Origin of the sequence: Rhodococcus sp. BH4, assembly GCF_002079265.1 — a bacterium.
GTDB lineage: Bacteria > Actinomycetota > Actinomycetes > Mycobacteriales > Mycobacteriaceae > Rhodococcus_F > Rhodococcus_F qingshengii.
In genome coordinates this window covers 2,767,455-2,790,225 of sequence record NZ_CP014941.1, presented here as the reverse complement: position 1 = coordinate 2,790,225, position 22,771 = coordinate 2,767,455, and the positions used below count along the sequence as shown (strand labels likewise).

The window sequence follows — 22,771 nt, the reverse complement described above, 5'->3', positions numbered from 1 at the left end:
ATGACACTCGCCCCCGTCCTGAGTCGCTACTGGGATCAACCGAACTCGTGGACTCTCGACAGCTACCTTCGTCACGACGGCTACCAAGCCCTACGCAAAGCGCTAGCCATGTCCCCAGACGCCGTGATCGAAACGGTCAAGGACGCGGGCCTTCGTGGGCGCGGTGGCGCCGGTTTCCCGACGGGCCTCAAGTGGAGTTTCATCCCACAGAGCACCGAAGACAAGCCAGGAGACGGCAAGCCCCACTATCTCGTCGTCAATGCCGACGAGTCCGAACCGGGCACATGCAAGGACATGCCGTTGATGATGGCGACCCCACACACGTTGGTCGAGGGAGTCATCATCGCGGCGTATGCAATTCGAGCGGCCAAGGCGTTCATCTACGTCCGGGGCGAGGTGGTCCCGGTCCTGCGACGTCTGCAGACCGCTGTGGCCGAGGCCTACGCGGCCGGATACCTGGGCCGAAACATCCTCGATTCGGGATACGACTTGGATCTCGTCGTGCACGCCGGAGCAGGCGCGTACATCTGTGGTGAGGAGACAGCCCTCCTCGATTCGTTGGAGGGACGACGCGGTCAGCCTCGACTGCGGCCGCCATTCCCCGCCGTCGCCGGCCTCTACGCCTGCCCGACCGTCGTCAACAACGTCGAGTCCATCGCGAGTGTGCCGTCGATCGTCCTGGGCGGCCCGGAGTGGTTCCGGTCGATGGGAAGCGAGAAGTCGCCGGGGTTCACGTTGTACTCGCTCTCTGGTCATGTCACCACTCCCGGCCAGTACGAGGCGCCGCTCGGCATCACGTTGCGAGAACTTCTCGATTACGCGGGCGGCGTTCGCACCGGGCACACCCTCAAGTTCTGGACTCCCGGCGGATCCTCGACTCCGATCTTCACCGACGAACATCTCGATGTCCCACTCGACTACGAGGGTGTCGGCGCGGCGGGATCGATGCTCGGCACCAAGGCACTGCAGATATTCGACGACACAACCTGCATCGTGCGCGCGGTGCTGCGGTGGACCGAGTTCTACGCCCACGAATCCTGCGGTAAATGCACGCCGTGCCGCGAAGGCACGTACTGGCTGGTGCAGATCCTGCGGCGACTCGAAGGCGGAACAGGTACTGAAGCTGATCTCACCAAACTTCTCGACATCTCGGACACCATCCTCGGAAAATCCTTCTGCGCGTTGGGCGACGGAGCGACCAGCCCGATCATGTCCTCCCTGAAGTACTTCCGCGAGGAATACGTAGCGCATTTCGACAGCAACGGATGCCCTTTCGATCCTCGCCGGTCCGTTCTCGCGACAGGAGCGTTCGTCTCATGACTGCAGCCGACGCTACCAAGAACGACGCCACCAAGAACGACACGGCACCGCCCACTGATCTGGTCACCCTCACCATCGACGGCCGGGAACTCCAGGTACCCAAGGGCACGTTGATCATTCGCGCTGCAGAGATGATCGGCACACAGATTCCGCGGTTCTGCGATCATCCTCTTCTGGACCCGGTCGGGGCGTGCCGACAGTGCATCGTGGAGGTCGAAGGTCAACGCAAGCCGGTGGCGTCCTGCACGACACCGGTTGCGGACGGAATGGTCGTCACCACACAGCTCACGTCACCGGTGGCGGAGAAGGCGCAGCGCGGGGTGATGGAACTCCTGCTCATCAACCACCCTCTGGACTGCCCCGTGTGCGACAAGGGCGGCGAGTGTCCGCTTCAAAACCAGGCGATGTCGACCGGTCGCACCGAATCCCGGTTCGGTGAGGAGAAAAGGACCTACCCCAAGCCCATCCCACTCTCGTCCGAAATCCTCCTCGACCGCGAGCGTTGCGTCCTCTGCGCCAGATGCACACGGTTTTCGGGCCAGATCGCCGGCGACCCGTTCATCGATCTCCTCGAGCGCGGCGCGCTTCAACAGGTCGGGATCTACGCCAACGAGCCCTTCGAGTCCTACTTCTCGGGCAACACCATCCAGGTGTGCCCGGTCGGCGCGCTTACCAGTACGGCATACCGATTCCGGGCGCGCCCGTTCGATCTGGTGTCCAGCCCCAGCGTGTGTGAACACTGCGCCGACGGATGTGCTCAGCGCACGGACCACCGTCGCGGAAAGGTTCTCCGCCGTCTCGCCGGGGACGACCCCGAAGTCAACGAGGAATGGAACTGCGACAAGGGCCGTTTCGCATTCACCTACACGACCCAAGGTGATCGGATCACCACTCCCCTGATCCGCAACGCTGACGGCGAATTGATTCCGGCGTCGTGGCCCATGGCACTCGACCTCGTTGCGCGATCCTTCGCGCAGGCCCGCGGTGACGCAGGCGTACTCGTCGGCGGACGCTCTACCTTGGAGGACGCCTACGCCTACGGCAAGTTCGCGCGAGTTGCTCTCGCTACCAACAACATCGACTTCCGAATCCGTGCTCATTCTGCCGAAGAGGCAGGTTTCCTCTCAGCACACGTCGCCGGCCGCACACTCGAAGAGTCGGTAACGTACCAGGACCTCGAGTCGGCCCCGGCCGCATTGCTGGTAGCTCTCGAGCCCGAGGAGGAGTCACCGATCATCTTCCTGCGGCTACGCAAGGCCGCACGTTTCGGCAAGACGACGGTGCTCTCCAGCGCGCCATTCGCTACGCGCGGCCTGCAGAAGATGGGCGGCTCTTTGCTTCGGACCGTACCCGGAAGTGAAGCAGCTCTGATGGATTCGTTGTCACACCCCAGCAGTGAGGAGGGCCAGCTCCTCCGGCAGCCCGGTGCAGTGATCCTGTTGGGCGAACGACTCAGTGAGGTGGCGGGCGGCTTCGCCGCGGCGGTACGTCTCGCCGAAGCGACAGGAGCTTGTTTGGCTTGGGTCCCACGCCGCGCTGGTGATCGCGGCGCCGTCGAGGCCGGCGCACTACCGGGATTGCTTCCCGGCGGACGCCCCGTTGCGGACCCGGCAGCACGTCAGGAGGTGGAATCAGTGTGGGGGGTCTCCATCCCGGCATCCGACGGGCGCGACGCCGCGAGTCTGCTGGATCCGGGGCAGACGACTGCTGCCCTTCTTGTCGGCGGCGTCGAATTGAGTGATCTCCCGAACCCGGCGAAGTCAAGGGCCGCGATCGAAGCAGCAGGGTTCGTGGTGAGTTTGGAGATCCGTCACAGCGGAGTCACCGAACTCGCCGACGTCGTCTTCCCGGTGGCACCGGTCGCCGAGAAGCCCGGAACCTTCCTCGACTGGGAAGGCCGCGAGCGCGTGTTCGACACCGCGTTGAGAACGACAGGAGTAATGCCGGATCAGCGCGTTCTCCACGCGATCGCAGCCGAGATGGGCATCGATCTGGGCCTACCCGACGCAGATTCCGCACGCTCGGAGATACACCGCCTCGGCGCGTGGTCCGGATCGCGCCCCACCTCGCCTCAGGTCCCGTCAGGCACCATGCCCACACCGGCACTGGGCGAGGCAGTGTTGTCGAGTTGGCGAATGCTGCTCGACAACGGCCGATTGCAAGACGGCGAGCCCAACCTGGCGGGTACGGCACGGCTCCCACTCGTACGTTTGTCTGCCGAGACCGCTGCCGAGATCGGCGCCGACAACGGCGATCACGTTGCGGTGTCGACTGAATCCGGTTCCATCACATTACCGTTGGAGATCACCGAACTCCCGCCTCGAACAGTCTGGCTCCCACTCAATTCACCGGGTAGCACGATCTACGAAACGCTCTGCGTTACCGCGGGTTCCGTGGTGAAGATTGCGAAGGCTGGAGCGCAATGACCACCCACGAATACGGGACCGTGGCAGCTCCGGTCGACCTGTCGGCGTTCGGGCACGACCCGTGGTGGTTGGTGATCGGCAAGGCTCTCGCCATTTTCGTGTTCCTCGTACTCACACCGCTGGTGGCAATTTACGCGGAACGAAAGGTCATGGCACGCATGCAGATGCGCGTCGGACCGAACCGCGTCGGCCCCCGTGGAATGCTCCAGAGTCTCGCTGACGGAATCAAGCTCGCCCTCAAGGAGGGCATCACACCGACCGGCGCCGACAAACCGATTTATCTCCTCGCGCCCGTCATCGCAGTCGTGCCCGCGTTCATGGCCTTTGCCGTCATCCCGTTCGGTCCGCAGGTGTCGATCTTCGGAACCCTTTCACCCCTGCAACTGACCGATCTGCCGGTCGGAGTTCTCTACATCCTCGCCGTAACTTCAATTGGTGTGTACGGGATCGTGCTTGCCGGCTGGTCGTCCGGATCGACGTATCCACTACTGGGCGCACTTCGATCGACCGCGCAGGTCATCTCCTACGAAGTAGCAATGGGGCTGTCCTTCGCCGCAGTCTTCCTCTACGCCGGCACGATGTCCACGTCCGGCATCGTCAGCGCCCAACAAGGTGCCTGGTACGTCTTTCTCCTCCTGCCGTCCTTCCTGATCTACGTGACAGCCATGGTCGGCGAAACCAACAGGGCTCCCTTCGACCTTCCCGAGGCCGAGGGTGAACTGGTGGGTGGGTTCCACACCGAGTACTCCTCACTCAAGTTCGCGATGTTCATGCTGGCCGAGTACGTGAACATGGTGACGGTGTCCGCTCTGGCCACGACACTGTTCCTGGGCGGGTGGCACGCACCGTTCCCGTTCAACCTGTGGGACGGCGCCAATTCCGGTTGGTGGCCGGTGCTGTGGTTTGTCGCCAAGGTGTGGGGCTTCCTCTTCGTCTTCATCTGGTTGCGCAGCACGCTTCCTCGATTGCGCTACGACCAGTTCATGAATCTCGGCTGGAAGGTTCTGATCCCCGCAGCTTTGGTATGGGTGATGGTGATCGCGACCGTTCGTGCGTTCCGCAACGAGGGCTACAACACCTGGGTCGTACTTCTCTGCGTCGCACTGGTTCTCGGAGCTGCGCTCCTGATCGTGTTGGCCGGGACTTACCGCAGCCGACGCCGAACCGCCGCGTTGGTGCCCGATTCGGGGACCCGGCCTTTCGATGCGATGTCGGGCGGCTTCCCGGTTCCACCCCTACCTGGTCAAACGCTGCCGACCCGAAAACTACCGGGTCAGAATGTGCCACCGCCGCGGCGGACAGATGTTTCCGACACATCGGAGGACTCCCATGCCTGATTTCCTCGGACCTATCGCGGGTTTCGGAGTGACGCTCTCGACAATGTTCAAGAAGCCCGAGACCGAGTTCTATCCGGAGGAGAAGCGCCCCACCGCGCCCGGATACCACGGTCGCCATCAACTCAACCGGTATGCGGACGGACTCGAGAAGTGCATCGGTTGCGAACTGTGTGCCTGGGCCTGCCCCGCCGACGCGATCTATGTCGAGGGTGCTGACAACACCGAAGAAGAACGGTTCTCCCCCGGCGAGCGTTACGGGCGGGTGTATCAGATCAACTACCTGCGGTGCATCGGCTGTGGCCTCTGCGTCGAGGCTTGCCCCACTCGGGCTCTCACCATGACCAACGAGTACGAGATGACCGACGACAACCGAGCCGGATTGATCTACGAGAAGGACCGCCTTCTCGCGCCCCTGAAACCCGACATGGCAGCGCCACCACACGCGCTGCGTCCCGGCACAACTCAGGATGACTACTACCGCGGCGACATCACAGCAGCTCCCGAACAGGCAGTACCCGAGCAAGAGCCGAACCCGGAGACCGAGAAATGATCGCGGCGGTCACGACTACGATCCTGGCGGAGGGAACGATGACATCGACCTCCACCGGCGAGGCGGTGCAGTTCTGGATCCTCGGAACCCTTGCGGTGATCAGCGCTTTGGGTGTGGTCGCCGCCCCCAAGGCCGTCTACTCTGCGCTCTTCCTTGCAATGACGATGATCATCCTGGCCGTCTTCTACATCGTGCAGGGCGCACTGTTCCTCGGTGTCGTCCAGATCGTCGTCTATACCGGCGCAGTGATGATGTTGTTCCTGTTCGTCCTGATGCTGGTCGGCGTGGATTCTTCGGACTCCTTGGTCGAAACGCTACGGGGACAACGCGTCAGCGCGATCGTGATCGGCGTCGGATTCGGGCTACTCCTTATCGGCGGCCTCGGAAATGCGTCGATCTCGGGGTTCACCGGATTCACCGGACTCGACCAGGGCAACATCGACGCTCTCGCCGATCTCATCTTCATCCGCTACGTATGGGCCTTCGAACTGACCGGCGCACTGCTGATCACGGCGACACTTGGCGCGATGATGCTCGCGCATCGGGAGAAGATCGGATCCACGCTCAGCCAACGCGAACTCTCGCAGCAACGATTCGCGTACCTGGGCAGCGATGAGAGCAATCCCGACAAGGGCTCGGCCACTCCCCTCCCCAGTCCCGGCGTGTACGCACGTCACAACGCAGTAGACATGCCGGCGTTGTTGCCCGACGGAACGTTCTCGACCCTCTCCGTCAGCAGCGCCCTCACTCCGCGATCCCCGGATCCCGATACCGGCGAGGAAACGCAGCGATGAATCCAGAGAACTATCTGTATCTGTCGGTCCTGTTGTTCACCATCGGGGCTGCGGGAGTCCTCCTGCGACGCAACGCCATCGTGGTGTTCATGTGTATCGAATTGATGCTCAACGCCGCGAACCTGGCATTCGTGACCTTCGCGCGCATGCACGGCAATCTGGACGGCCAGATCTTCGCCTTCTTCACGATGGTGGTAGCTGCGGCCGAAGTAGTCGTCGGCTTGGCAATCATCATGATCATCTTCCGATCTCGGCGTTCTGTATCCGTCGACGACGCAGACCTGCTGAAGTACTGACATGTCAGGAGGAATCACGTCCGCCATCTGGTTGCTCCCCGCCCTGCCCCTGTGCGGCGCCGCTGTCCTGTTGCTGGCGGGTCGTCGCACGAACGCGTGGGGCCACCTGTTCGCCTGCGTCATGGCACTCGCGTCGTTTGTCGTCGCAGTGGTGTTTTTCATCGCCATGCTCGGCCGCGACACCGCCGACCGCACCGTCACCGAGCACCTGTTCAGTTGGGTCCCGGTCGACAGTCTTCAGGTCGAGTTCGGACTGCAGCTTGATCAACTGTCGATGTGTTTCGTCCTGCTCATCACCGGTGTAGGTTCGCTGATCCACATCTACTCGGTCGGCTACATGGCGCACGACCCCGAGCGTCGTAAGTTCTTCGCCTACCTCAATCTCTTCCTCGCTGCGATGCTGCTCCTCGTGCTCGCCGACAACTTCCTCGGGCTCTACGTCGGCTGGGAAGGCGTCGGTTTGGCGTCGTACCTGCTGATCGGTTTCTGGCAGCACAAGCCGTCGGCGGCGACCGCTGCCAAGAAGGCTTTTGTCGTCAATCGGGTGGGCGACATCGGATTGATGATAGCGATGATGTTGATGTTCAGCACGTTCGGCTCGCTCTCGTTCAGCAGCGTCTTCGCCGACGCGTCTGGTGCAAGCGAAGGTGTCCTGACGGCGATCGGCCTGATGCTCCTCCTCGCTGCATGCGCGAAGTCCGCGCAGGTGCCACTGCAGTCGTGGCTCGGCGACGCGATGGAGGGCCCCACCCCCGTCTCGGCTCTGATTCACGCGGCCACGATGGTCACGGCCGGCGTCTATCTGATCGTGCGCGCCAATCCGATCTTCGATCTCGCACCCGACGCTCAACTCGTGGTTGTCATCGTCGGTGCCGTGACGCTGCTGTTCGGTGCGATCATCGGCTGCGCGAAGGACGACATCAAGAAAGCGCTCGCCGCGTCGACCATGAGTCAGATCGGATACATGGTCCTGGCGGCGGGCCTCGGACCAGCTGGATACGCCTTCGCAATCCTTCATCTGATCACCCACGGATTCTTCAAGGCGGGCCTGTTCCTCGGCGCGGGTTCGGTGATGCACGCGATGAACGACGAAACCGACATGCGGCGCTACGGCGGACTTCGAGCGTTCATGCCACTGACTTTTGTCACGTTCGGGCTCGGATACCTTGCCATCATCGGTGTTCCGCCGTTTGCCGGGTTCTTCTCCAAGGACAAGATCATCGAGGTTGCGATCGGCGAGGGTGGCGTCAAGGGTGTTGTGCTGGGCATCGTCACCCTGTTGGGTGCGGCCCTCACTGCCTTCTACATGAGCCGCGTGATGCTGATGACCTTCTTCGGGAAGGCCCGCTGGGAGAACCAGAAACCTCACGAATCTCCGGCAGTGATGACGTCTCCGATGATCATCCTGGCGGTGGGGTCCGTCGGCGCCGGGATGCTCCTGACCATCGGGTCCAGCTTGCAGAACTGGCTCGAACCGGTTGTCGGCTCACATCACGTCGAACCGCCGATACCCGCATGGTCGATCACCGCGCTGGCGCTGCTCGCAGTTGCCGCCGGCGTCGCGATTGCGTATCGCGAGTACGCCACCCGGGAGATTCCACTTGTGGCACCGACTCCGGTTTCACCGTTGACCGGTGCGGCTCGCCGCGATCTGTACGGTGACGCCTTCAACGAGACGGTGTTCATGAAGCCTGGACAACAACTCACCAAGTCGTTGGAAGTGTTCGACACCAAGGGAATAGGCGGCGTCGTGGGCAGCTTTGCGGTGGTCGTCACCGGGCTGTCCGCGCTCACGCGGAAGCTACAGACCGGGTTTGTTCGCTCGTACGCGCTGGTGATGTTTGTCGGAGCAACACTCGTGGTCGCGACAATGATGGCGGTGACACTGTGGTGATCGAAGCGGCGGTGAGCGACTCTGTGACCAATACCGGCTTCCCTGCGCTGACGGTGCTCTGGTTGCTTCCGCTCATCGGAGCGGGTGTAGTCCTCGCTCTGCCGGCACGGTCGTACCAATTTGCGAAGTCTCTCGCATTGGCTGTGTCCGTGGCAGTCCTGGTGGTCGCCGCCGTTCTCGGAGTTGCGTTCGACCGCGGCGGCGAACAATTTCAATTTGTCGAAAGCCACAGCTGGATACCGGCTTTCGGTACCAGCTACACACTCGGACTCGACGGGATCGCACTCGTTCTGGTTCTTCTCACCGCCGTGCTGGTGCCGTTACTCCTGATCGCGGGCTGGAACGACGTCCCGGCAGACCCGGCATCACCCAAGAGAATGCCGCACACCTATTTCGCGCTGATCCTTGTTGTCGAGTCCATGGTGATGATTTCGTTCAGCGCCTTGGACATTCTCTTGTTCTACATTTTCTTCGAGGCCATGCTGATACCGATGTATTTCCTCATCGGCGGGTTCGGCGGAGTGGGCAGATCTCGCGCAGCCGTGAAGTTTCTGCTCTACAATCTCCTCGGCGGCCTGGTCATGCTCGCTGCGGTCATCGGCCTGTATGTGGTCACCACGCGCGACGAGAGTCCCTTCGCCAGCGGCACTTTCGACTTCCGGGCGATCGCCTCAGCGGCAAACAGCGGTGAACTCGGTGTGGGACCCGGGGTGCTCAACGCCTTGTTCCTCGGATTCATGTTCGCGTTCGCGGTGAAAGCACCGCTCTGGCCGCTGCACAGTTGGTTGCCGGACTCCGCGGTGGAATCGACTCCGTCGACAGCAGTGTTGATGATGGCGGTCGTGGACAAGGTGGGCACGTTCGCGATGATTCGCTACTGCCTGCAACTGTTCCCGGAGTCGTCGTCGACCTTTGCACCGTGGATCATCACGCTCGCCGTTATCGGGATCGTCTACGGCGCAATACTGGCGATCGCGCAAACAGACGTCATGAGACTGATCGCCTACACGTCGATTTCGCACTTCGGCTTCATCATTCTCGGAATCTTCGCGATGACCAGCCAGAGCCAGGCGGGTTCCGCGCTGTACATGGTCAATCACGGAGTCTCCACTGCGGCTCTGTTCTTGATTGCGGGATTCCTCGTCTCGCAGCGAGGTACTCGATCGATCGCGGCGTACGGCGGCGTCCAGAAAGTTGCACCCGTACTTGCCGGCACATTCCTCGTTGCGGGGCTGGCAACGCTGTCGCTGCCGGGTCTCGCGCCGTTCATCAGTGAGTTCCTGGTGCTGATCGGGACGTACTCGCGATACCACGTGGCCGCTATCGCGGCGACTGCCGCGCTTGTCCTGTCCGCGATCTACATACTCTGGCTCTACCAGCGCATGATGGGCGGACCTGTGAAGGAAGAGCAGGGAACGATCCGCGACCTCGCTCGACGCGAACTCGTGGTGGTCGCCCCTCTGATCGCACTCCTGTTGCTTCTCGGCATCTACCCCAAGCCTGCCTTGGACGTCATCACTCCTGCAGTGAGCCATACGGTCGTCGACGAGGCTCCGACCCCGCTCGTCGCCGACCACGAAGGAGGTGCCCACAAATGAGTTCCTTCAACGACGTGACCGTCCTCGGCTCAGCCGGCACGGCGTCACCCAGTGTCGAATACAGCTTGCTCTCGCCAATGTTGATCGTGTTCGGTGTTGCGGTTGTGGGCGTACTCATCGAGGCATTTGCACCCCGGCGTTTTCGATACCCCGTGCAACTCGTCCTCGGTGTCGCAGGCTTGGCGGCCGCATTCGTGGCAGTGCTTCTGCTCGCCGGCACGCGGTCGACGGCGATGATGGGTTCTGTAGCGGTCGACGGTCCGACCCTTTTCCTGCAGGCCACGATCCTTCTCGTGTCGATCCCCGCAGTACTGCTGATCGCCGAGCGAGGCTCGGGCAACACCGCCGAGGTGATCGCGCAACACGACGCGCTCGGCGGTTTCACCCCTCAAGCGTCGAGCGTCCCCGGAAGTGTTGCGGAGCAAGAAGCAGTGAAGGTGGGTATCGCCCAGACCGAGGTCTTTCCGCTCACCCTCTTCGCTGTCGGCGGCATGCTCCTCTTTCCCGCGTCCAACGATCTGCTGACGATGTTCGTTGCGCTCGAAGTGTTCTCACTGCCTCTGTATCTCCTGTGTGGTCTGGCACGCCGACGTCGCCTGCTCTCCCAGGAAGCTGCGCTCAAGTACTTTCTGCTCGGGGCATTTTCGTCGGCGTTCTTCGTTTTCGGAATTGCGTTGCTGTACGGCCATGCCGGGACGGTCACGCTCTCCGGTATCGCCGACGCAGCTCGCAGCGGGTCGGGTACCGACGCCTTCCTGTGGCTCGGGACAGCACTCGTGGCCGTGGGATTACTGTTCAAAGTCGGTGCCGTGCCGTTCCATTCGTGGATTCCCGACGTCTATCAAGGGGCGCCGACGCCGATCACCAGTTTCATGGCTACTGCGACCAAGATCGCCGCATTCGGTGCCATCCTTCGTGTCTTCTATGTGGCTCTGCCCAACGAGTACGTGAACTGGCGTCCACTGATGTGGGCGGTCGCGATTCTCACGATGGTTGTCGGATCGATCGTCGCTGTGACGCAAACCGATATGAAGCGGATGCTCGCGTATTCGGCCATCGCGCACACCGGATTCATTCTGACCGCTGTGGTTGCGGATTCGGACGCCGGCCTGGCCTCGGCGATGTTCTACCTTCTGGCCTACGGATTCAGCACCGTGGGCGCGTTCGCCGTCGTGAGTCTGGTTCGGGACGCAGACGGTGAGGTCGCGACGCTCTCGCGCTGGGCCGGGTTGGGCCGGCGCTCACCATTGGTCGGAGTTGTCTTTGCACTGTTCCTGCTGGCTTTCGCCGGGATCCCGTTGACCAGTGGGTTCATCGGAAAGTTCGCGGTGTTCAGCGCGGCAGCCGAGGGCGGGGCCGCACCTCTCGTGATCGTCGGCGTCCTGTGCAGCGCGATCGCCGCGTACTTCTACGTGCGAGTGATCGTGTTGATGTTCTTCACCGAATCGGCCGCAGACGCTCCGACCGTCGTGGTGCCGAGTGCACTGACCAGCAGCGTGATCGGCCTCGGCGCCGGTGTCACGCTCATCCTCGGCATACTCCCCCAGCCGGCGCTCGACCTCGCCGAGCGTGCAGCGGACTTCCTACACTGAGCCGATGCGTGAATCTGACCTCGACCCCGGGCTGCCGAGCATCATCCGGGCCCCATGGTTCGTCGTGTTTTCAGCGGTAGCGATTGTCCATCTGATCCTCAATGCCGCTGATGCTGCGCCCTGGGACGGGATCACCAAGGTCATGCTCGCTCCGATTCTGGCTGCCTGGGTTGTCGCCCGACGCGGACCTCGAATTGTTGCTGCTGCGCTGATTGCCTGTGCTTTCGGAGATTTGTTCCTGATCTGGGAGACCACGTTTGTCATCGGGATGGCAGCCTTCGCGATCGGTCACCTCTGCTTCATCCGATTCTTTCTCTCACACGGCGCGCTTCGGGAGATACGAAGGCGGCCATGGTTTCTGTGCGCTTACACCGTCGCTGGGATCGCTCTTGTGTCGTACACCTGGACCGGTCTCGAACCTGAACTTCGAATTGCCGTCCCCGTGTACGCCGCAATACTGGTGGGAACCGCATCAACCGCACTGACGTACAACTCGATCACCGGTATCGGCGGCGCGCTGTTCCTCACCTCTGACGCCCTCATCCTGCTCGGCCAGGCGAACAAGTGGCAGCCCGCCGCTGCGGGCATCTGGATCATGACGCTGTACATCCTCGCTCTGTTGCTTCTGACAGTGGGAGTTCTCGGCCGGAGTAACACGCCAAACCGTCCATTAGCTCAGAGGCTGTAAGGATCAGCAACCAGCCGGACATCTCTTCATATGACCCCGAAATCCGAGGAACAGCCACCGCCGAGCGGCGAAGAGCGGTTCACCGCCCTGTGGGACGCCTACGCCGGTCGGGTGTTCGCGTATACCTGTCGCCACGTTGATCATCACAGCGCGCAGGAGGTTGTCTCCGAGACGTTCCTCGTTGCCTGGCGACGCTTGGACGAAGTGCCCGACCAGGCACTGCCGTGGCTGTTGGTGGTGGCTCGAAACACCGTGAACAACAACCGTCGCAGCGTTCGGCGCCTTGACGCGCTCACCGAGAAGATGGGACGCATCGAGCAGATTGCGGCATCGACGCCGGGCGCCGACGTCACTGTCACCGAACGCACGGAACTGCTCGAAGCACTGGCAACACTCACCGTCACCGAACGTGAAGCCCTGCTCCTGACTGCCTGGGACGGGTTGACCGCCACCGAAGCCGCGCGGGTCGCTGGGTGTTCGGTTCCGGCCATGCATGTTCGTCTCTTTCGCGCTCGGCGTCGATTGCGCGCCGGGTTGACTTCAGAATCCGACACCGTAATCCCGATGAACACCGCCCGACCTTGCGCTGCCGCCGAACACGGGAGTACCCCATGACCAAAGATCCGCTCACCACGCTCGAGAAGCTGCGGCCGAGCGATACGGTTTCCGCCGAACTCTGGCCCGAGAACGTCCAAGATGCCGCACGCACCCGAATCATGGCTACCGAAAACAACATTGGGGCAACCAAAGCTCCACGCCGTCGCGTCGGTGCCATCGTTCTCGTCGCGGCGATCTGCGCAGCAGTGGTGGTGGGCTGCGCCGCTGCCACGGGGATGATGCCGAAAGCGTTCACCGACATGTACTCGGGTTGGCAGACGATGCCGGGAACCAACGGCGGAATAGATCCGTCCACCGCCGAGCGGGTCGGGTCCATTCCCGGACCTGACGGAACCTTGTTCAGCGTCTTTGTCGCCCACGGCGCTAATGGCTGGAGGTGCGTCGCCCCGGTTTTCGAGGCGTCAGCCGACATCGACAAGGTTGGTCCGTCGAAATTCATCGGCCTCGGACACGGCTGCAGATCAATTGACTTGTACGGCGCAGATTCATTCGGGGGCGGCGCCGGGTACGAGGCCGGTCCGCACGAGGCGACCTACGACGCAGGAGCGGGAGGTGCTGTCCGAGCCGAACTTCACACCACAGACGGCCAGATCTATCCGACAATTCTTGCCGAAGACCGCTTCTACGGATGGATTCCCCTGTCGCTCACGTCCCCTCGTCCAACCCTCGTCGGATATGCCGCAGACGGGACGGTCGTCGGCACCCGGTGAGCTGTCGGTACCCTCGAAAGATGACTGCACACGCCCCGAACGAGCGCATCCCCAGCCAGTGGGAAGAGATCACTGCAGCCGACTCGACGCATTCCACACGATATGTCGAGCGTTTCCGTTCCATGAGAGCGGACGGCAAGGACATTGTCGGGGAAGCACGTTTGATCGACGCGATGCTCGGACGCGGTGGCCGGGTTCTCGATGCAGGGTGCGGGCCTGGCCGACTCGGCGGTTATCTGCACGACGTCGGGCATGTGGTTGTCGGAGTCGATGTCGACCCGGTTCTCATCGCTGCCGCAGAAGAAGACCACCGCGGACCGACGTGGCTTGTCGGCGATCTCGCCGAACTCGATCTGCCGGCCCGCGGTGTCGAGGCAGATTTCGACGTCATCGTGTCGGCAGGCAACGTGGTGGCGTTTCTCGCGCCGTCCACCAGGCAAGCAGTATTGTCAGGATTTGCTCGTCATCTCGCTCCGAGCGGCCGAGTGGTCATCGGATTCGGTGCCGGCCGTGGCTACGAGTTCCCCGAGTTTCTCGCCGACGCGACCGCGAGTGGCCTCGAGGCTGATCTGCTGCTCTCCACGTGGGATCTTCGCCCGTTCAAGGAGGATTCCGAATTCCTGGTCGCGGTGTTCTCCCGCGCCTGACCCGGCACTTCCCCCGCAGTCCCTGCGATCCGTCACACAGCGATCAACTCACCCTGATCACAATGGTGGCGACTGTTGTTCACTACGAACATAATTGGATCAATGCGGGTGTGGCCGAGCGGCAAGGCAGCGGTCTGCAAAACCGTCCACGCAGGTTCGACTCCTGCCATCCGCTCCCCTTGCGAACCAGCGACTCATGTCGCAACCCTCACCTAGGAATGACATTCGGTGCACGCAGCCTGCATCGCTCCGCTCCGTCTCCGCGCACATGGCTCCGGACAGTTACCCTCGATCGATGCACCCTCTCCCCGAGACAGGACAGTTACCTCCCGGACCGATGGCTTTGCAAGTGGAACACCTCTGCATGGCGTTCGGTGCGAAAGTTGCTGTGAACGACCTTTCTCTTGCGGTGCCCTCAGGTTCGTTGTTCGGTCTGGTTGGGCCGAATGGTGCGGGAAAAACGACCACATTGTCGATGGCTGTCGGATTGCTTCGCCCGCACTACGGTCGCAGCCTGGTGTACGGCTACGACGTGTGGAACGACCCTGTGGCAGCGAAGAGTCTGCTCGGCGTCCTACCCGACGGTTTGGCGCTACCCGCGCAGTTCACCGGCCATGAACTACTCACCTATTTCGGACGCCTGCGCGGTATGCCAGAGGACGTCATCGCGTCACGACGCGACGAACTGTTGGCCGCGCTCGATCTCGCCGATGCAGGTGGAACGGTCATCGCCGATTATTCAGCGGGCATGACGAAGAAAATCGGGTTGGCCTCGGCCTTGTTGCACGGCCCTCGCTTACTGGTACTGGATGAGCCGTTCGAAGCTGTCGACCCCATTTCTTCGGCCGGAATTCGGAGCATTCTGCTCTCGTTCGTCCACTCAGGTGGCTCGGTCATTCTTTCCAGTCACGTGATGGCCCTTGTCGAACAACTGTGTACTCACATCGGAGTCATCGCAGACGGTCGCGTCGTGGCTTCAGGAACGGTCGACGAGGTGCGCGCAGGCAACACTCTCGACGAGGCATTCGTTCGCCTTGTCGGTAGCCGCAGTCCCAGTCCCGACGGACTGTCATGGATGCGCGCATGACCACCACCAGCTTGTCACCGACACGCTGGAACCCGTCGGTCTCTGTGTGGCGCACTGTTCTCCGCATGCGCATGACCCTCTACAAACGTCAGTTCACCGGTGGAAGAGCTGTAATCAAGGTCATTGCAGCGTTGTTCGGGGTTCTGGGGGCAGCGCTACTGTGCCTACGAGCTTCGGGAAAGAACGGTGTTTCTCCCGATCTCGTCAGCGGCACAACCAGTCTCGCACTTTCGGCTATCGGCGTGATGTGGATCTTGATGCCGATCATGTCTGGTCTGTCAGATGACAATCTTCACCCCAGACATTTCCAACTACTCCCCCTGGAACCCGTCCGACTCGCCAGAGCACTGTTCTCGACGTCGCTGGTCGGTATGACCGTGCCGATTACCGCGTTGGCTGCAGCAGCGATTCCAATTTATGCCGCTACACACCACCCTGCCGCACTGCCATTGGCCATTATCGCTTGGCCCGCAACGGTCCTGCTCATTGTCGGCACCTCACGGGTCGCGATGCTGGCGATGTCGCAGCTCCTGCGGAGTCGTCGCAGCCGCGAACTGGGACTGTTGGCATTCGGCACGTTCTTCGGCGGACTGTATCTGCTGCAATTTCCGCTGCAGAGTCACCTCGGCACGGTCGTGGACGGCGACGTCACGTGGCCGCTCACGATCGCGCATTCGATCCCGTTCGCGTGGGGAATCACCAGTGTCGACGCAGCAGCAGGAGGCGCCTGGCTCCTCGCCGCCGGAGCAGTCCTCGCCCTGGTGCTGGTCGATCTCGCACTGCTGTGGTCATGGCAACGCCTGGTCGTTCGCTACTTCAACGGGAAGGTCGCAGAATCAGCGGGCGCCACTTCCGTGCAATTGAAGAACCAGGGCCGCGACATTCGAACCGGTTGGCGCGCATCCCGACTGGGCACCGTCATCTCTCGCGAGCTTTCGCTCTGGCACGGAGACATGCGCCGACGAACACAACTGCTCTCCGTTGCCATCATGACCTTGGTCTCCGGCTTCGGACCGCTGATCTCGTCATCGATCCCCTTCTCCGCCGCATGGGGTGCCTGGTTCCTGATCTACCTGGCAATGGCAGCCGGATCGAATCTGTACGGATTCGACGGCGCATCGATCTGGCATCTGGTGATGATCCCCGAAGCCGCTGCCGCTGACGTCCGGGGCCGACAAATCGCGTGGGCAATCGTGATGACACCCTTCGTGGTCGTCGCAACAGCTGCTGTACGGATCTTCGGGGACCTCGGGACCGACCGACTGGCCGTGCCGCTCGCCGTCGGCATTTCGATGATGGGAGTCGGTGCAGGATTGGTAGTGGCGATATCCGCCAAAGCGCCCTACCCGGTTCCGGAGATGAAGAAGACGTTCTCCTTCAACACCCGCGGGTCCTTCAACGGCTCGTCCTTCGGACTGATCATCCTCGCCATCGTCATCTTCGCCGCGACAACGGCGCCCGGCGTTCTACTCGGGGCGCTGCTACCGAACCCGGTGAACTATTTCGCCATCCCTGTCGCTGTTGCGATTGGTGCACTTGGTGCTTGGATCGGGGGCCGCGTCGCGATCACCCGTATGCAACGCGAGCCGGATCGGATTCTGTTCGCGGTTACCACCACATGATCGTTGCCCAGATAGTCCGAGAATTTCTGGGCGTCAGCGCAGTAGCCGCAACTTGCACCAAAAAAACTCAGTCTGGGCAATCGCATTATCAGGGATCCAGGTAGCGCAGCTCAACGGGTTCGGTCCTCGGATATCGCCGCCGGGCTTTCGTGACATAGCTTCCGCTCGAGCCGAACCATTGCCCTGGAAACATCGCACCACCAAGATGTTTGGCATGCCCCCGGAGCACCACGGTTCCGTACGTGTCGCCGAACGTCCCGGCCGATGCGGGAACTGCGCGCACCCCGCCCCTTCGCTGGAGCGTGGGTGGATCGAGCGCTGCCTCAGGTTCGCTCCGCAGCCCGCTCGGTGTGCAGAAATCCTGGTGATGGACCACTACACCGGAGCGATGGAATTCTGCCGGTGCCGACATCCGTTCCACGGGTCCTGATCGCGCCGGATCCTCGAGATCCGCTGTCGAGCCGAGTCCCTCGGCGCCCCGGCTCGACAGCGAAATCACACCTGAATCAGCTCAGCGAGCTCAGCAGCGGCTCGAGAAGCTTGTAGAGCTCGAAGATTCCGATGATCGTTGAAATAGAACCCATGATGATCCTCCGTGATTCGTGAACTTTCCGTGACGTCGCGTCACAGGCAGAAAGCTAACAAACCCGGCATTCAAACGGGGACCTTGGATGTGTCCGGCAGATGAACTCCCTGCTCGGAGAAGCATTTTGGTGACCAGCGTCATGCTCATCGAGAAATGAGCCCCATCGTCACATCACCTGACACCGACCGACGGTGGCAGCAAAAGTCTGCCCGTTGCGATCTGGCGATACATGACACCATTTCCACCCCATCCGACTCTTGCTTTGTGCGCTGAATCCGATTACATTTCTCCACAATAACGGTACGCGTAACGAAATAAAGAGACGGTCTACTTCACAGCCCGATATATCCAGTGCCACAACCCTTCCGGACTCTTGGAGGGGCGGCGTTTCGTCGCGTCCATAAGCTCCTCACTCCCCGATCGAAAGAGAGCACGATGACCACAGAGAGCGTCTCCGGCAATCAGCCGCGACCGGTAGCAACTATCGCAAGCCTGACCCTGCTGATCGCTGCCGTGGCCGCGCTCGAAAGCATCATCGTCCCCGCACTCCCCCTGATACAGAGAGACTTCGGAGTGACGGCCGACGTCGGAGCGCTCGCATCCGTCGCTCTGACGTTGAGCACTGTCCTCGTCACGCCGATGGCCGGGCGAATAGCCGACGTGTACGGCGCCCGCCCCACCTTGCTCGCGATCACGACAATCGTTGTCCTGGGCGGCAGCGTGTCCGCTCTCGCAACGATCTTCCCGCTGTTCGTCCTCGGCCAATTTCTCCAGGGATTCGGGCTCGGGTTGCTTCCCGTGAGCTTCGTGGTCCTACGACGCACTTTGTCCTCGGACCGACTGAAGACGGCCACGGGTTTGCTCGGGGCTGTCGTAGTGGCCGGCGGCGCTCTGGGAGTCGTGCTGGCGGGACCCGTCGCGGAAAACGTCTCACGCAGCGCGATGTATGCAGTTCCGACCGCGTTCGTTTTGCTCGGCGCAATTGCTTTTGCCGTGAGCACACCACGAGATCACATGTCGAACGTCGGCGGCCGACTCGATTGGCCGGGAGCGGGCGGATTGGCTCTGGGGTTGTTGACGCTGACGGCGTGGCTTGCGAGCGCGTCGAGCAACGGGTGGGGCGCACCGACGTCGATGCTGCTGGTTCTCGCTTCCGCTGCCGTGTTCACGATCTGGGCCAGGTATCAGAGCCGGACAACCGAGCCGATGGTCGACCTGACGATGATGCGGCATCGTTCGATGTGGAGCGCCGTGGTCGTCGGCGTGGTTTTCGGGTTCACCTACGGCGCTGTTGTCTATCTACTTCCGCAACAACTCGCCGTGCCGGCAGAGAGCGGATTCGGCCGCGGTGCATCGACAAGTGCCATCGGAATCCTGCTGTGCATCGGTTACGGCGCAGCGGTGATCGCGTCGGTGATTTCCGGAAAGCTCGCACAACGGGTCGGCACGAAAGCCATTGCGGTAGCGGGAGTTGCCTTCCTCGGCCTGAGCGGCGCCGTCGGGGTCTTCGCAGCCACGATGTGGCAGATCGTTGTGGTGCTGATCCTTGCGGGTACCGGCGTTGCCGCCGCGTCGACGGCAGTGTTCGTCATCTCCGCCGACAGCGCACCGGCAGACCGCGTAGGTGTCACGACGGCAATAGTCACGATCGCCAGATCGCTGGGTTCTGCTGTGGGAACCCAAATTGCCGCCGGGATCATCGCGAGCGCGACTTCATCCGGCGGCCTTCCCCAGCACTCGGCATTCGCCACGGCTTTCGGAGTGGCGGCAATCGTTGCGATTGTCGGACTCGTTGTCGCGGTGACGATGCCGAAACCGGCGTCAACCGATGTTCAGTGGTCGTCCTCGTTTTCGTCGAAGTCTGCGACTCCGCGCTTCCAGTAGCCCGTGATCAGGTGGTCGCCCGAACTCAGGCCGAGTTCGTCGCGCACGAATCTGCGAATCGGCTTGAGACTGGTGGCCTCACCGGAGATCCAGGCGTAGAGGCGCTCACCTTCGGGCACGGTGACCGTCCGTACTGCCTGCTCGAGCAGATCCGAGTGACCGGCTGGGACGTCACCGCGGTGCAGCCATCGCACCTCGACGCCTTCCGGAACAGTGAGTTCGATTTCCTGTGAGGGGTCGGTGATCTCGACGAACACCCACCCGGCGGCAGCAGCGGGCATCATCTCGAGCCAACGAGCAATGGCAGGAAGGGCGGTGATGTCACCGGCCAGCAGATAGCGGTCGTACGTCCACGGAACCACGACGCCACCGGGCGGACCTGCCACGTGCACCCGAGTGCCGACGGTGGCCGCCTGAGCCCAATCAGAGGCGTACCCACCTTCGTGGAGCGCGAAGTCGAGGTCCAACTCCCCCGCCTCGGCGTCGTATCGACGGACGGTGTACTCACGCGAGATCGGCAATGGACGAGGCCACTTCAGGCTGAATCCGTCGCGTTCGGGTAGACGTAAAGTTCCGTCTGCATCCGGGTAGACCAGGCGAACATGCTCGTCGGGAGCGTGCGATTCGAAGCCCGCCAACTCCGGTCCACCCAAGGTCAGACGCAACAGTCCGGTCCCGACCATTTCGCTGCGAACAACTTCGAGTTCGCGAATGCCGATGGGGTACGGCACTTTTGCGCCGGTGGTTCCCGCCAGAACTTCGGCGATGGTCGCGAGGTGGTCTCCTCGGTTCATGAACTACCTTCCTTTTCCGGCGGAGCATTCCCCACCGACACAGTGTTTTCGGAGAGATCGACTTCGTTGATCTCCGAAGTTACCCGGCGCACCGAACCCAATGCTGCCAGGAGAACCAGGCCCAGTGTCACACCGGCGAGCCCCAAGACCAGTAGCGCGGCGCCAGGCTCGAGCCACTGCCCGAGGAACCCGGCTGCCATCGAACCGATCGCCGTACCCGTGACGGCTTGCACCATCCACAGACTGGACACGCGTCCGCGCAATTCGTCCGGCGTGTTCTGTTGAAGGACTGCAAATCTCAGAATGTCGTTGAGTGCGCGGCCGAGGCCGAATCCGGCCAGGCCCAGGAACGCGACAATCGCTGCTCCCGACGCACCCACTACCACCAGGCCGAGAGGCATCAGCGCAACAGAGATCAACATCGCGGCGCCGTTGCGGTGGACTCGTCCGGTCCAACCGCTGGTGAGGGAACCGACCACAGCGCCGACAGCGGGGGCGCCGTAGAGCAGACCGAGCATGGTGGGTCCGCCGCCGAGGACCTGGTCGACGAAGGCAGGCAGCAACACCATCGGCCCGCTGACGAACATGACCAACAGACCGCTGATCAGGATGCCGCGAATGACTGTGTGCGTGCCGGCGAATTTCACGCCGGTCACCAGCGCGCGCATCGGGCTTTCGTGATTCGTGCCCGGTGCAGGAGAAGGGCCGATGGCTTGGAACAACGTGACAGTTGCTGCGGTGGCCACCGCAGCAACAAAGTATGTCGCGGGAATGCCGCCGGAGGCGATGATCACGCCGGCGATTGCCGGCGAGATCATCGTCCCGATGTCGGTGGTCAGCGCTACCAAAGCGCCGGCCGCAGCCATCTTGTTGCGCGGCAACAACGTCGGCATCAAAGCCATCAAGGCCGAGCTGCTGACACCGCCGGCCAAGCCGTCGACAGCTGCCGCGACGTAGATGACCCACATCGACGGGTGTGGCAAGAGCGCATTGCACCCGAGAATGACAAAGCCGAGACCCGCAGCACTGCGGGCCAACTGGATGGTGCGTCGCCGATCGTAACGGTCAGCGAGCACGCCGCCGAACAGGCTGCCGAAGAACATGGCGATGGCCATCGCCGTGGACACTCCGGCAACCTGCAAGGTCGAGCCGGTGAGCTGGTACGTCTGCGCGGGGACGGCTACGACGAGCAGTCCGATCCCGAGCAGCGAGATCAATCGCGCGGAAAAGGCGTACCTGAAGGGACGGCTGGTCCGCAAGGGTGAAACATCGATCACCAGCCCACCGAATCGAGTCATGCGAAGGTCTGGCCGATCAGGTCGAGGGTAGCCATTGCGCCGTCGTAGTCAGGACGGTAGCTGCTGGCGGGGAGCTCGAACGTCGTGCCTGCCTTGAAGGACGGCAACTGCGAGTAAAGCGGATCGGTGGCAAGTTCGGCCATCGGGCGACCGGACACCGGAATCACAAAGGCGACAGGAGCATCGGCGACCTGCGAGAGCAGTTCCGGGCTGACCTCGAACGAGTCACCCGAGCCGAAGAGCTGCGGGTTGCCGGCCTTGGCCATGACGTCGTCGGCCTTGAAACCGAGCTCGGCGAGCATCGCGGGCAGCGCGGCCGTCGGCGGAACGAGGTACGGCTTGTTGCTCGAGACCGAGAGGAAGTAGACGACGTTTCCCTCGGGAACCTTGATCTTGCCCTTGACCTCTTTGACCTTGTCCTCGTATGCGCTCATCAGTGCCGGAACCTGGTCGGAACGGCCCGCCGCGTCGGCGACGATTTCGAGCTGCTTGTCCCACGCGGCGACCGTCTTGGGGACCAAGACGGTGGGTGCGATAGCAGTGAGCTGATCGTAGAGTTCCTCGGACTGAACCGAGGTGATTCCCTGGCCACCGCCGATGATCAGGTCGGGCTCAGCCGCCGCGACGGCTTCGATGTTGAGCTGCTCGCCGGCCGGCAATTCCTTGGTGCCCTGCGCCTTTGCGGCGTCCGCCCAAGCCGGCGGGAATCCACCGTCGAGGTTCGTGACACCGAGGACGCGGGTATCGGTGGCAACCACCGGTGCGTCCAGGGCGTACAGGTATCCGGCGAGACCGCCGCTCAGAACCACGATGCGCTCCGCCGACGCGGGCACGGTGACCGAGCCCTTCTCGGTCTCGATCACACGGGTCGTGGGCTCTGCAGCCTTGGTCGGTTCGTCGTTCGAATCGCTACTGCAACCGATCATCGCCACGAGTGCGACGATCAGCAACCCTGCGATGGCGACGAATCGTCGCCAACTCCGTATCGCGAGGGGCGGTGTGGACTTCATCATTGAGCTCCCATTGTGTT

At 62.3% G+C, this 22,771-nt stretch carries 20 protein-coding genes and 1 tRNA gene; 17 read left to right on the top strand and 4 right to left on the bottom strand.

All coding sequences use genetic code 11. The annotated features are described in order from the left end of the window. The 16 genes from nuoF (at position 1) to A0W34_RS12875 (ending at position 17,179) form a co-directional block, all read left to right on the top strand. Positions 1 to 1,320 carry an NADH-quinone oxidoreductase subunit NuoF gene (nuoF, locus tag A0W34_RS12950; RefSeq protein WP_065455665.1) on the top strand — a complete coding sequence of 440 codons (1,320 nt, stop codon included), beginning with the start codon at positions 1 to 3 and terminating at the stop codon, positions 1,318 to 1,320. Then, a complete protein-coding gene (locus A0W34_RS12945; protein ID WP_081557779.1) occupies positions 1,317 to 3,746 on the top strand; it encodes an NADH-quinone oxidoreductase subunit G in 2,430 nt (809 codons plus the stop codon). Before nuoF ends, A0W34_RS12945 begins: the two co-directional genes overlap by 4 nt. Beyond that, positions 3,743 to 5,083 carry an NADH-quinone oxidoreductase subunit NuoH gene (gene nuoH, locus A0W34_RS12940; RefSeq protein WP_064112787.1) on the top strand — a complete coding sequence of 447 codons (1,341 nt, stop codon included), beginning with the start codon at positions 3,743 to 3,745 and terminating at the stop codon, positions 5,081 to 5,083. Before A0W34_RS12945 ends, nuoH begins: the two co-directional genes overlap by 4 nt. Further along, positions 5,076 to 5,633 carry an NADH-quinone oxidoreductase subunit NuoI gene (gene nuoI, locus A0W34_RS12935; RefSeq protein ID WP_003942192.1) on the top strand — a complete coding sequence of 186 codons (558 nt, stop codon included), beginning with the start codon at positions 5,076 to 5,078 and terminating at the stop codon, positions 5,631 to 5,633. The genes nuoH and nuoI overlap by 8 nt, the downstream gene beginning before the upstream one ends. Beyond that, a complete protein-coding gene (locus A0W34_RS12930) occupies positions 5,630 to 6,427 on the top strand; it encodes an NADH-quinone oxidoreductase subunit J (protein WP_065352405.1) in 798 nt (265 codons plus the stop codon). Before nuoI ends, A0W34_RS12930 begins: the two co-directional genes overlap by 4 nt. Next, a complete protein-coding gene (gene nuoK, locus A0W34_RS12925; RefSeq protein WP_003942238.1) occupies positions 6,424 to 6,723 on the top strand; it encodes an NADH-quinone oxidoreductase subunit NuoK in 300 nt (99 codons plus the stop codon). The genes A0W34_RS12930 and nuoK overlap by 4 nt, the downstream gene beginning before the upstream one ends. A gap of 1 nt (position 6,724) precedes the next feature. Next, positions 6,725 to 8,617: an NADH-quinone oxidoreductase subunit L gene (gene nuoL / locus A0W34_RS12920; protein ID WP_081557778.1), complete on the top strand. Its 1,893-nt coding sequence runs from the start codon at positions 6,725 to 6,727 to the stop codon at positions 8,615 to 8,617. Then, positions 8,611 to 10,215 (top strand): NADH-quinone oxidoreductase subunit M, encoded by a 1,605-nt coding sequence (locus A0W34_RS12915; protein WP_064444520.1) that lies wholly within the window; start codon positions 8,611 to 8,613, stop codon positions 10,213 to 10,215. The genes nuoL and A0W34_RS12915 overlap by 7 nt, the downstream gene beginning before the upstream one ends. Further along, a complete protein-coding gene (nuoN, locus tag A0W34_RS12910; RefSeq protein WP_081557777.1) occupies positions 10,212 to 11,807 on the top strand; it encodes an NADH-quinone oxidoreductase subunit NuoN in 1,596 nt (531 codons plus the stop codon). The genes A0W34_RS12915 and nuoN overlap by 4 nt, the downstream gene beginning before the upstream one ends. A gap of 4 nt (positions 11,808 to 11,811) precedes the next feature. After that, a complete protein-coding gene (locus A0W34_RS12905) occupies positions 11,812 to 12,495 on the top strand; it encodes a lysoplasmalogenase (RefSeq protein ID WP_007735138.1) in 684 nt (227 codons plus the stop codon). Positions 12,496 to 12,525: 30 nt separating this feature from the next. Beyond that, positions 12,526 to 13,110, top strand: a complete 585-nt coding sequence (locus A0W34_RS12900) for an RNA polymerase sigma factor (RefSeq protein ID WP_007735137.1) — start codon at positions 12,526 to 12,528, stop codon at positions 13,108 to 13,110. After that, complete coding sequence (locus A0W34_RS12895) at positions 13,107 to 13,823, top strand: hypothetical protein (RefSeq protein WP_081557776.1); 717 nt, start codon at positions 13,107 to 13,109, stop codon at positions 13,821 to 13,823. Before A0W34_RS12900 ends, A0W34_RS12895 begins: the two co-directional genes overlap by 4 nt. Positions 13,824 to 13,843: 20 nt before the next feature. Beyond that, positions 13,844 to 14,470: a class I SAM-dependent methyltransferase gene (locus tag A0W34_RS12890; RefSeq protein ID WP_081557775.1), complete on the top strand. Its 627-nt coding sequence runs from the start codon at positions 13,844 to 13,846 to the stop codon at positions 14,468 to 14,470. Between the two features lie 104 nt (positions 14,471 to 14,574). Then, positions 14,575 to 14,645, top strand: a tRNA-Cys gene (locus A0W34_RS12885). Positions 14,646 to 14,765: 120 nt separating this feature from the next. Then, positions 14,766 to 15,557 (top strand): ABC transporter ATP-binding protein, encoded by a 792-nt coding sequence (locus A0W34_RS12880; RefSeq protein WP_051649609.1) that lies wholly within the window; start codon positions 14,766 to 14,768, stop codon positions 15,555 to 15,557. Further along, entirely contained in the window at positions 15,554 to 17,179 is a 1,626-nt protein-coding gene (locus A0W34_RS12875) for an ABC transporter permease (RefSeq protein WP_081558800.1), read from the top strand. The genes A0W34_RS12880 and A0W34_RS12875 overlap by 4 nt, the downstream gene beginning before the upstream one ends. A gap of 88 nt (positions 17,180 to 17,267) precedes the next feature. Here A0W34_RS12875 and A0W34_RS12870 read toward each other — a convergent pair whose 3' ends face one another. Continuing rightward, the gene (locus tag A0W34_RS12870) at positions 17,268 to 17,678 is read right to left on the bottom strand and encodes a hypothetical protein (protein WP_050655779.1); all 411 of its coding nucleotides are present in this window, start codon (positions 17,676 to 17,678) and stop codon (positions 17,268 to 17,270) included. 522 nt (positions 17,679 to 18,200) lie between these two features. Between A0W34_RS12870 and A0W34_RS12865 the strand changes: the two genes are divergently transcribed. Further along, positions 18,201 to 19,649, top strand: a complete 1,449-nt coding sequence (locus A0W34_RS12865; RefSeq protein ID WP_081557774.1) for an MFS transporter — start codon at positions 18,201 to 18,203, stop codon at positions 19,647 to 19,649. Here A0W34_RS12865 and A0W34_RS12860 read toward each other — a convergent pair. The 3 genes from A0W34_RS12860 to A0W34_RS12850 are packed head-to-tail and all read right to left on the bottom strand — an operon-like array spanning position 19,598 to position 22,751. Then, on the bottom strand, positions 19,598 to 20,443 hold the full coding sequence (locus A0W34_RS12860; RefSeq protein WP_081557773.1) for a siderophore-interacting protein: 846 nt from the start codon (positions 20,441 to 20,443) through the stop codon (positions 19,598 to 19,600). The two genes, A0W34_RS12865 and A0W34_RS12860, sit on opposite strands and share 52 nt — an antisense overlap. Continuing rightward, entirely contained in the window at positions 20,440 to 21,741 is a 1,302-nt protein-coding gene (entS, locus tag A0W34_RS12855) for an enterobactin transporter EntS (RefSeq protein WP_081557772.1), read from the bottom strand. The genes A0W34_RS12860 and entS overlap by 4 nt, the downstream gene beginning before the upstream one ends. After that, positions 21,738 to 22,751 (bottom strand): Fe2+-enterobactin ABC transporter substrate-binding protein, encoded by a 1,014-nt coding sequence (locus A0W34_RS12850; protein WP_003942170.1) that lies wholly within the window; start codon positions 22,749 to 22,751, stop codon positions 21,738 to 21,740. Before A0W34_RS12850 ends, entS begins: the two co-directional genes overlap by 4 nt. Positions 22,752 to 22,771: the final 20 nt, after the last annotated feature.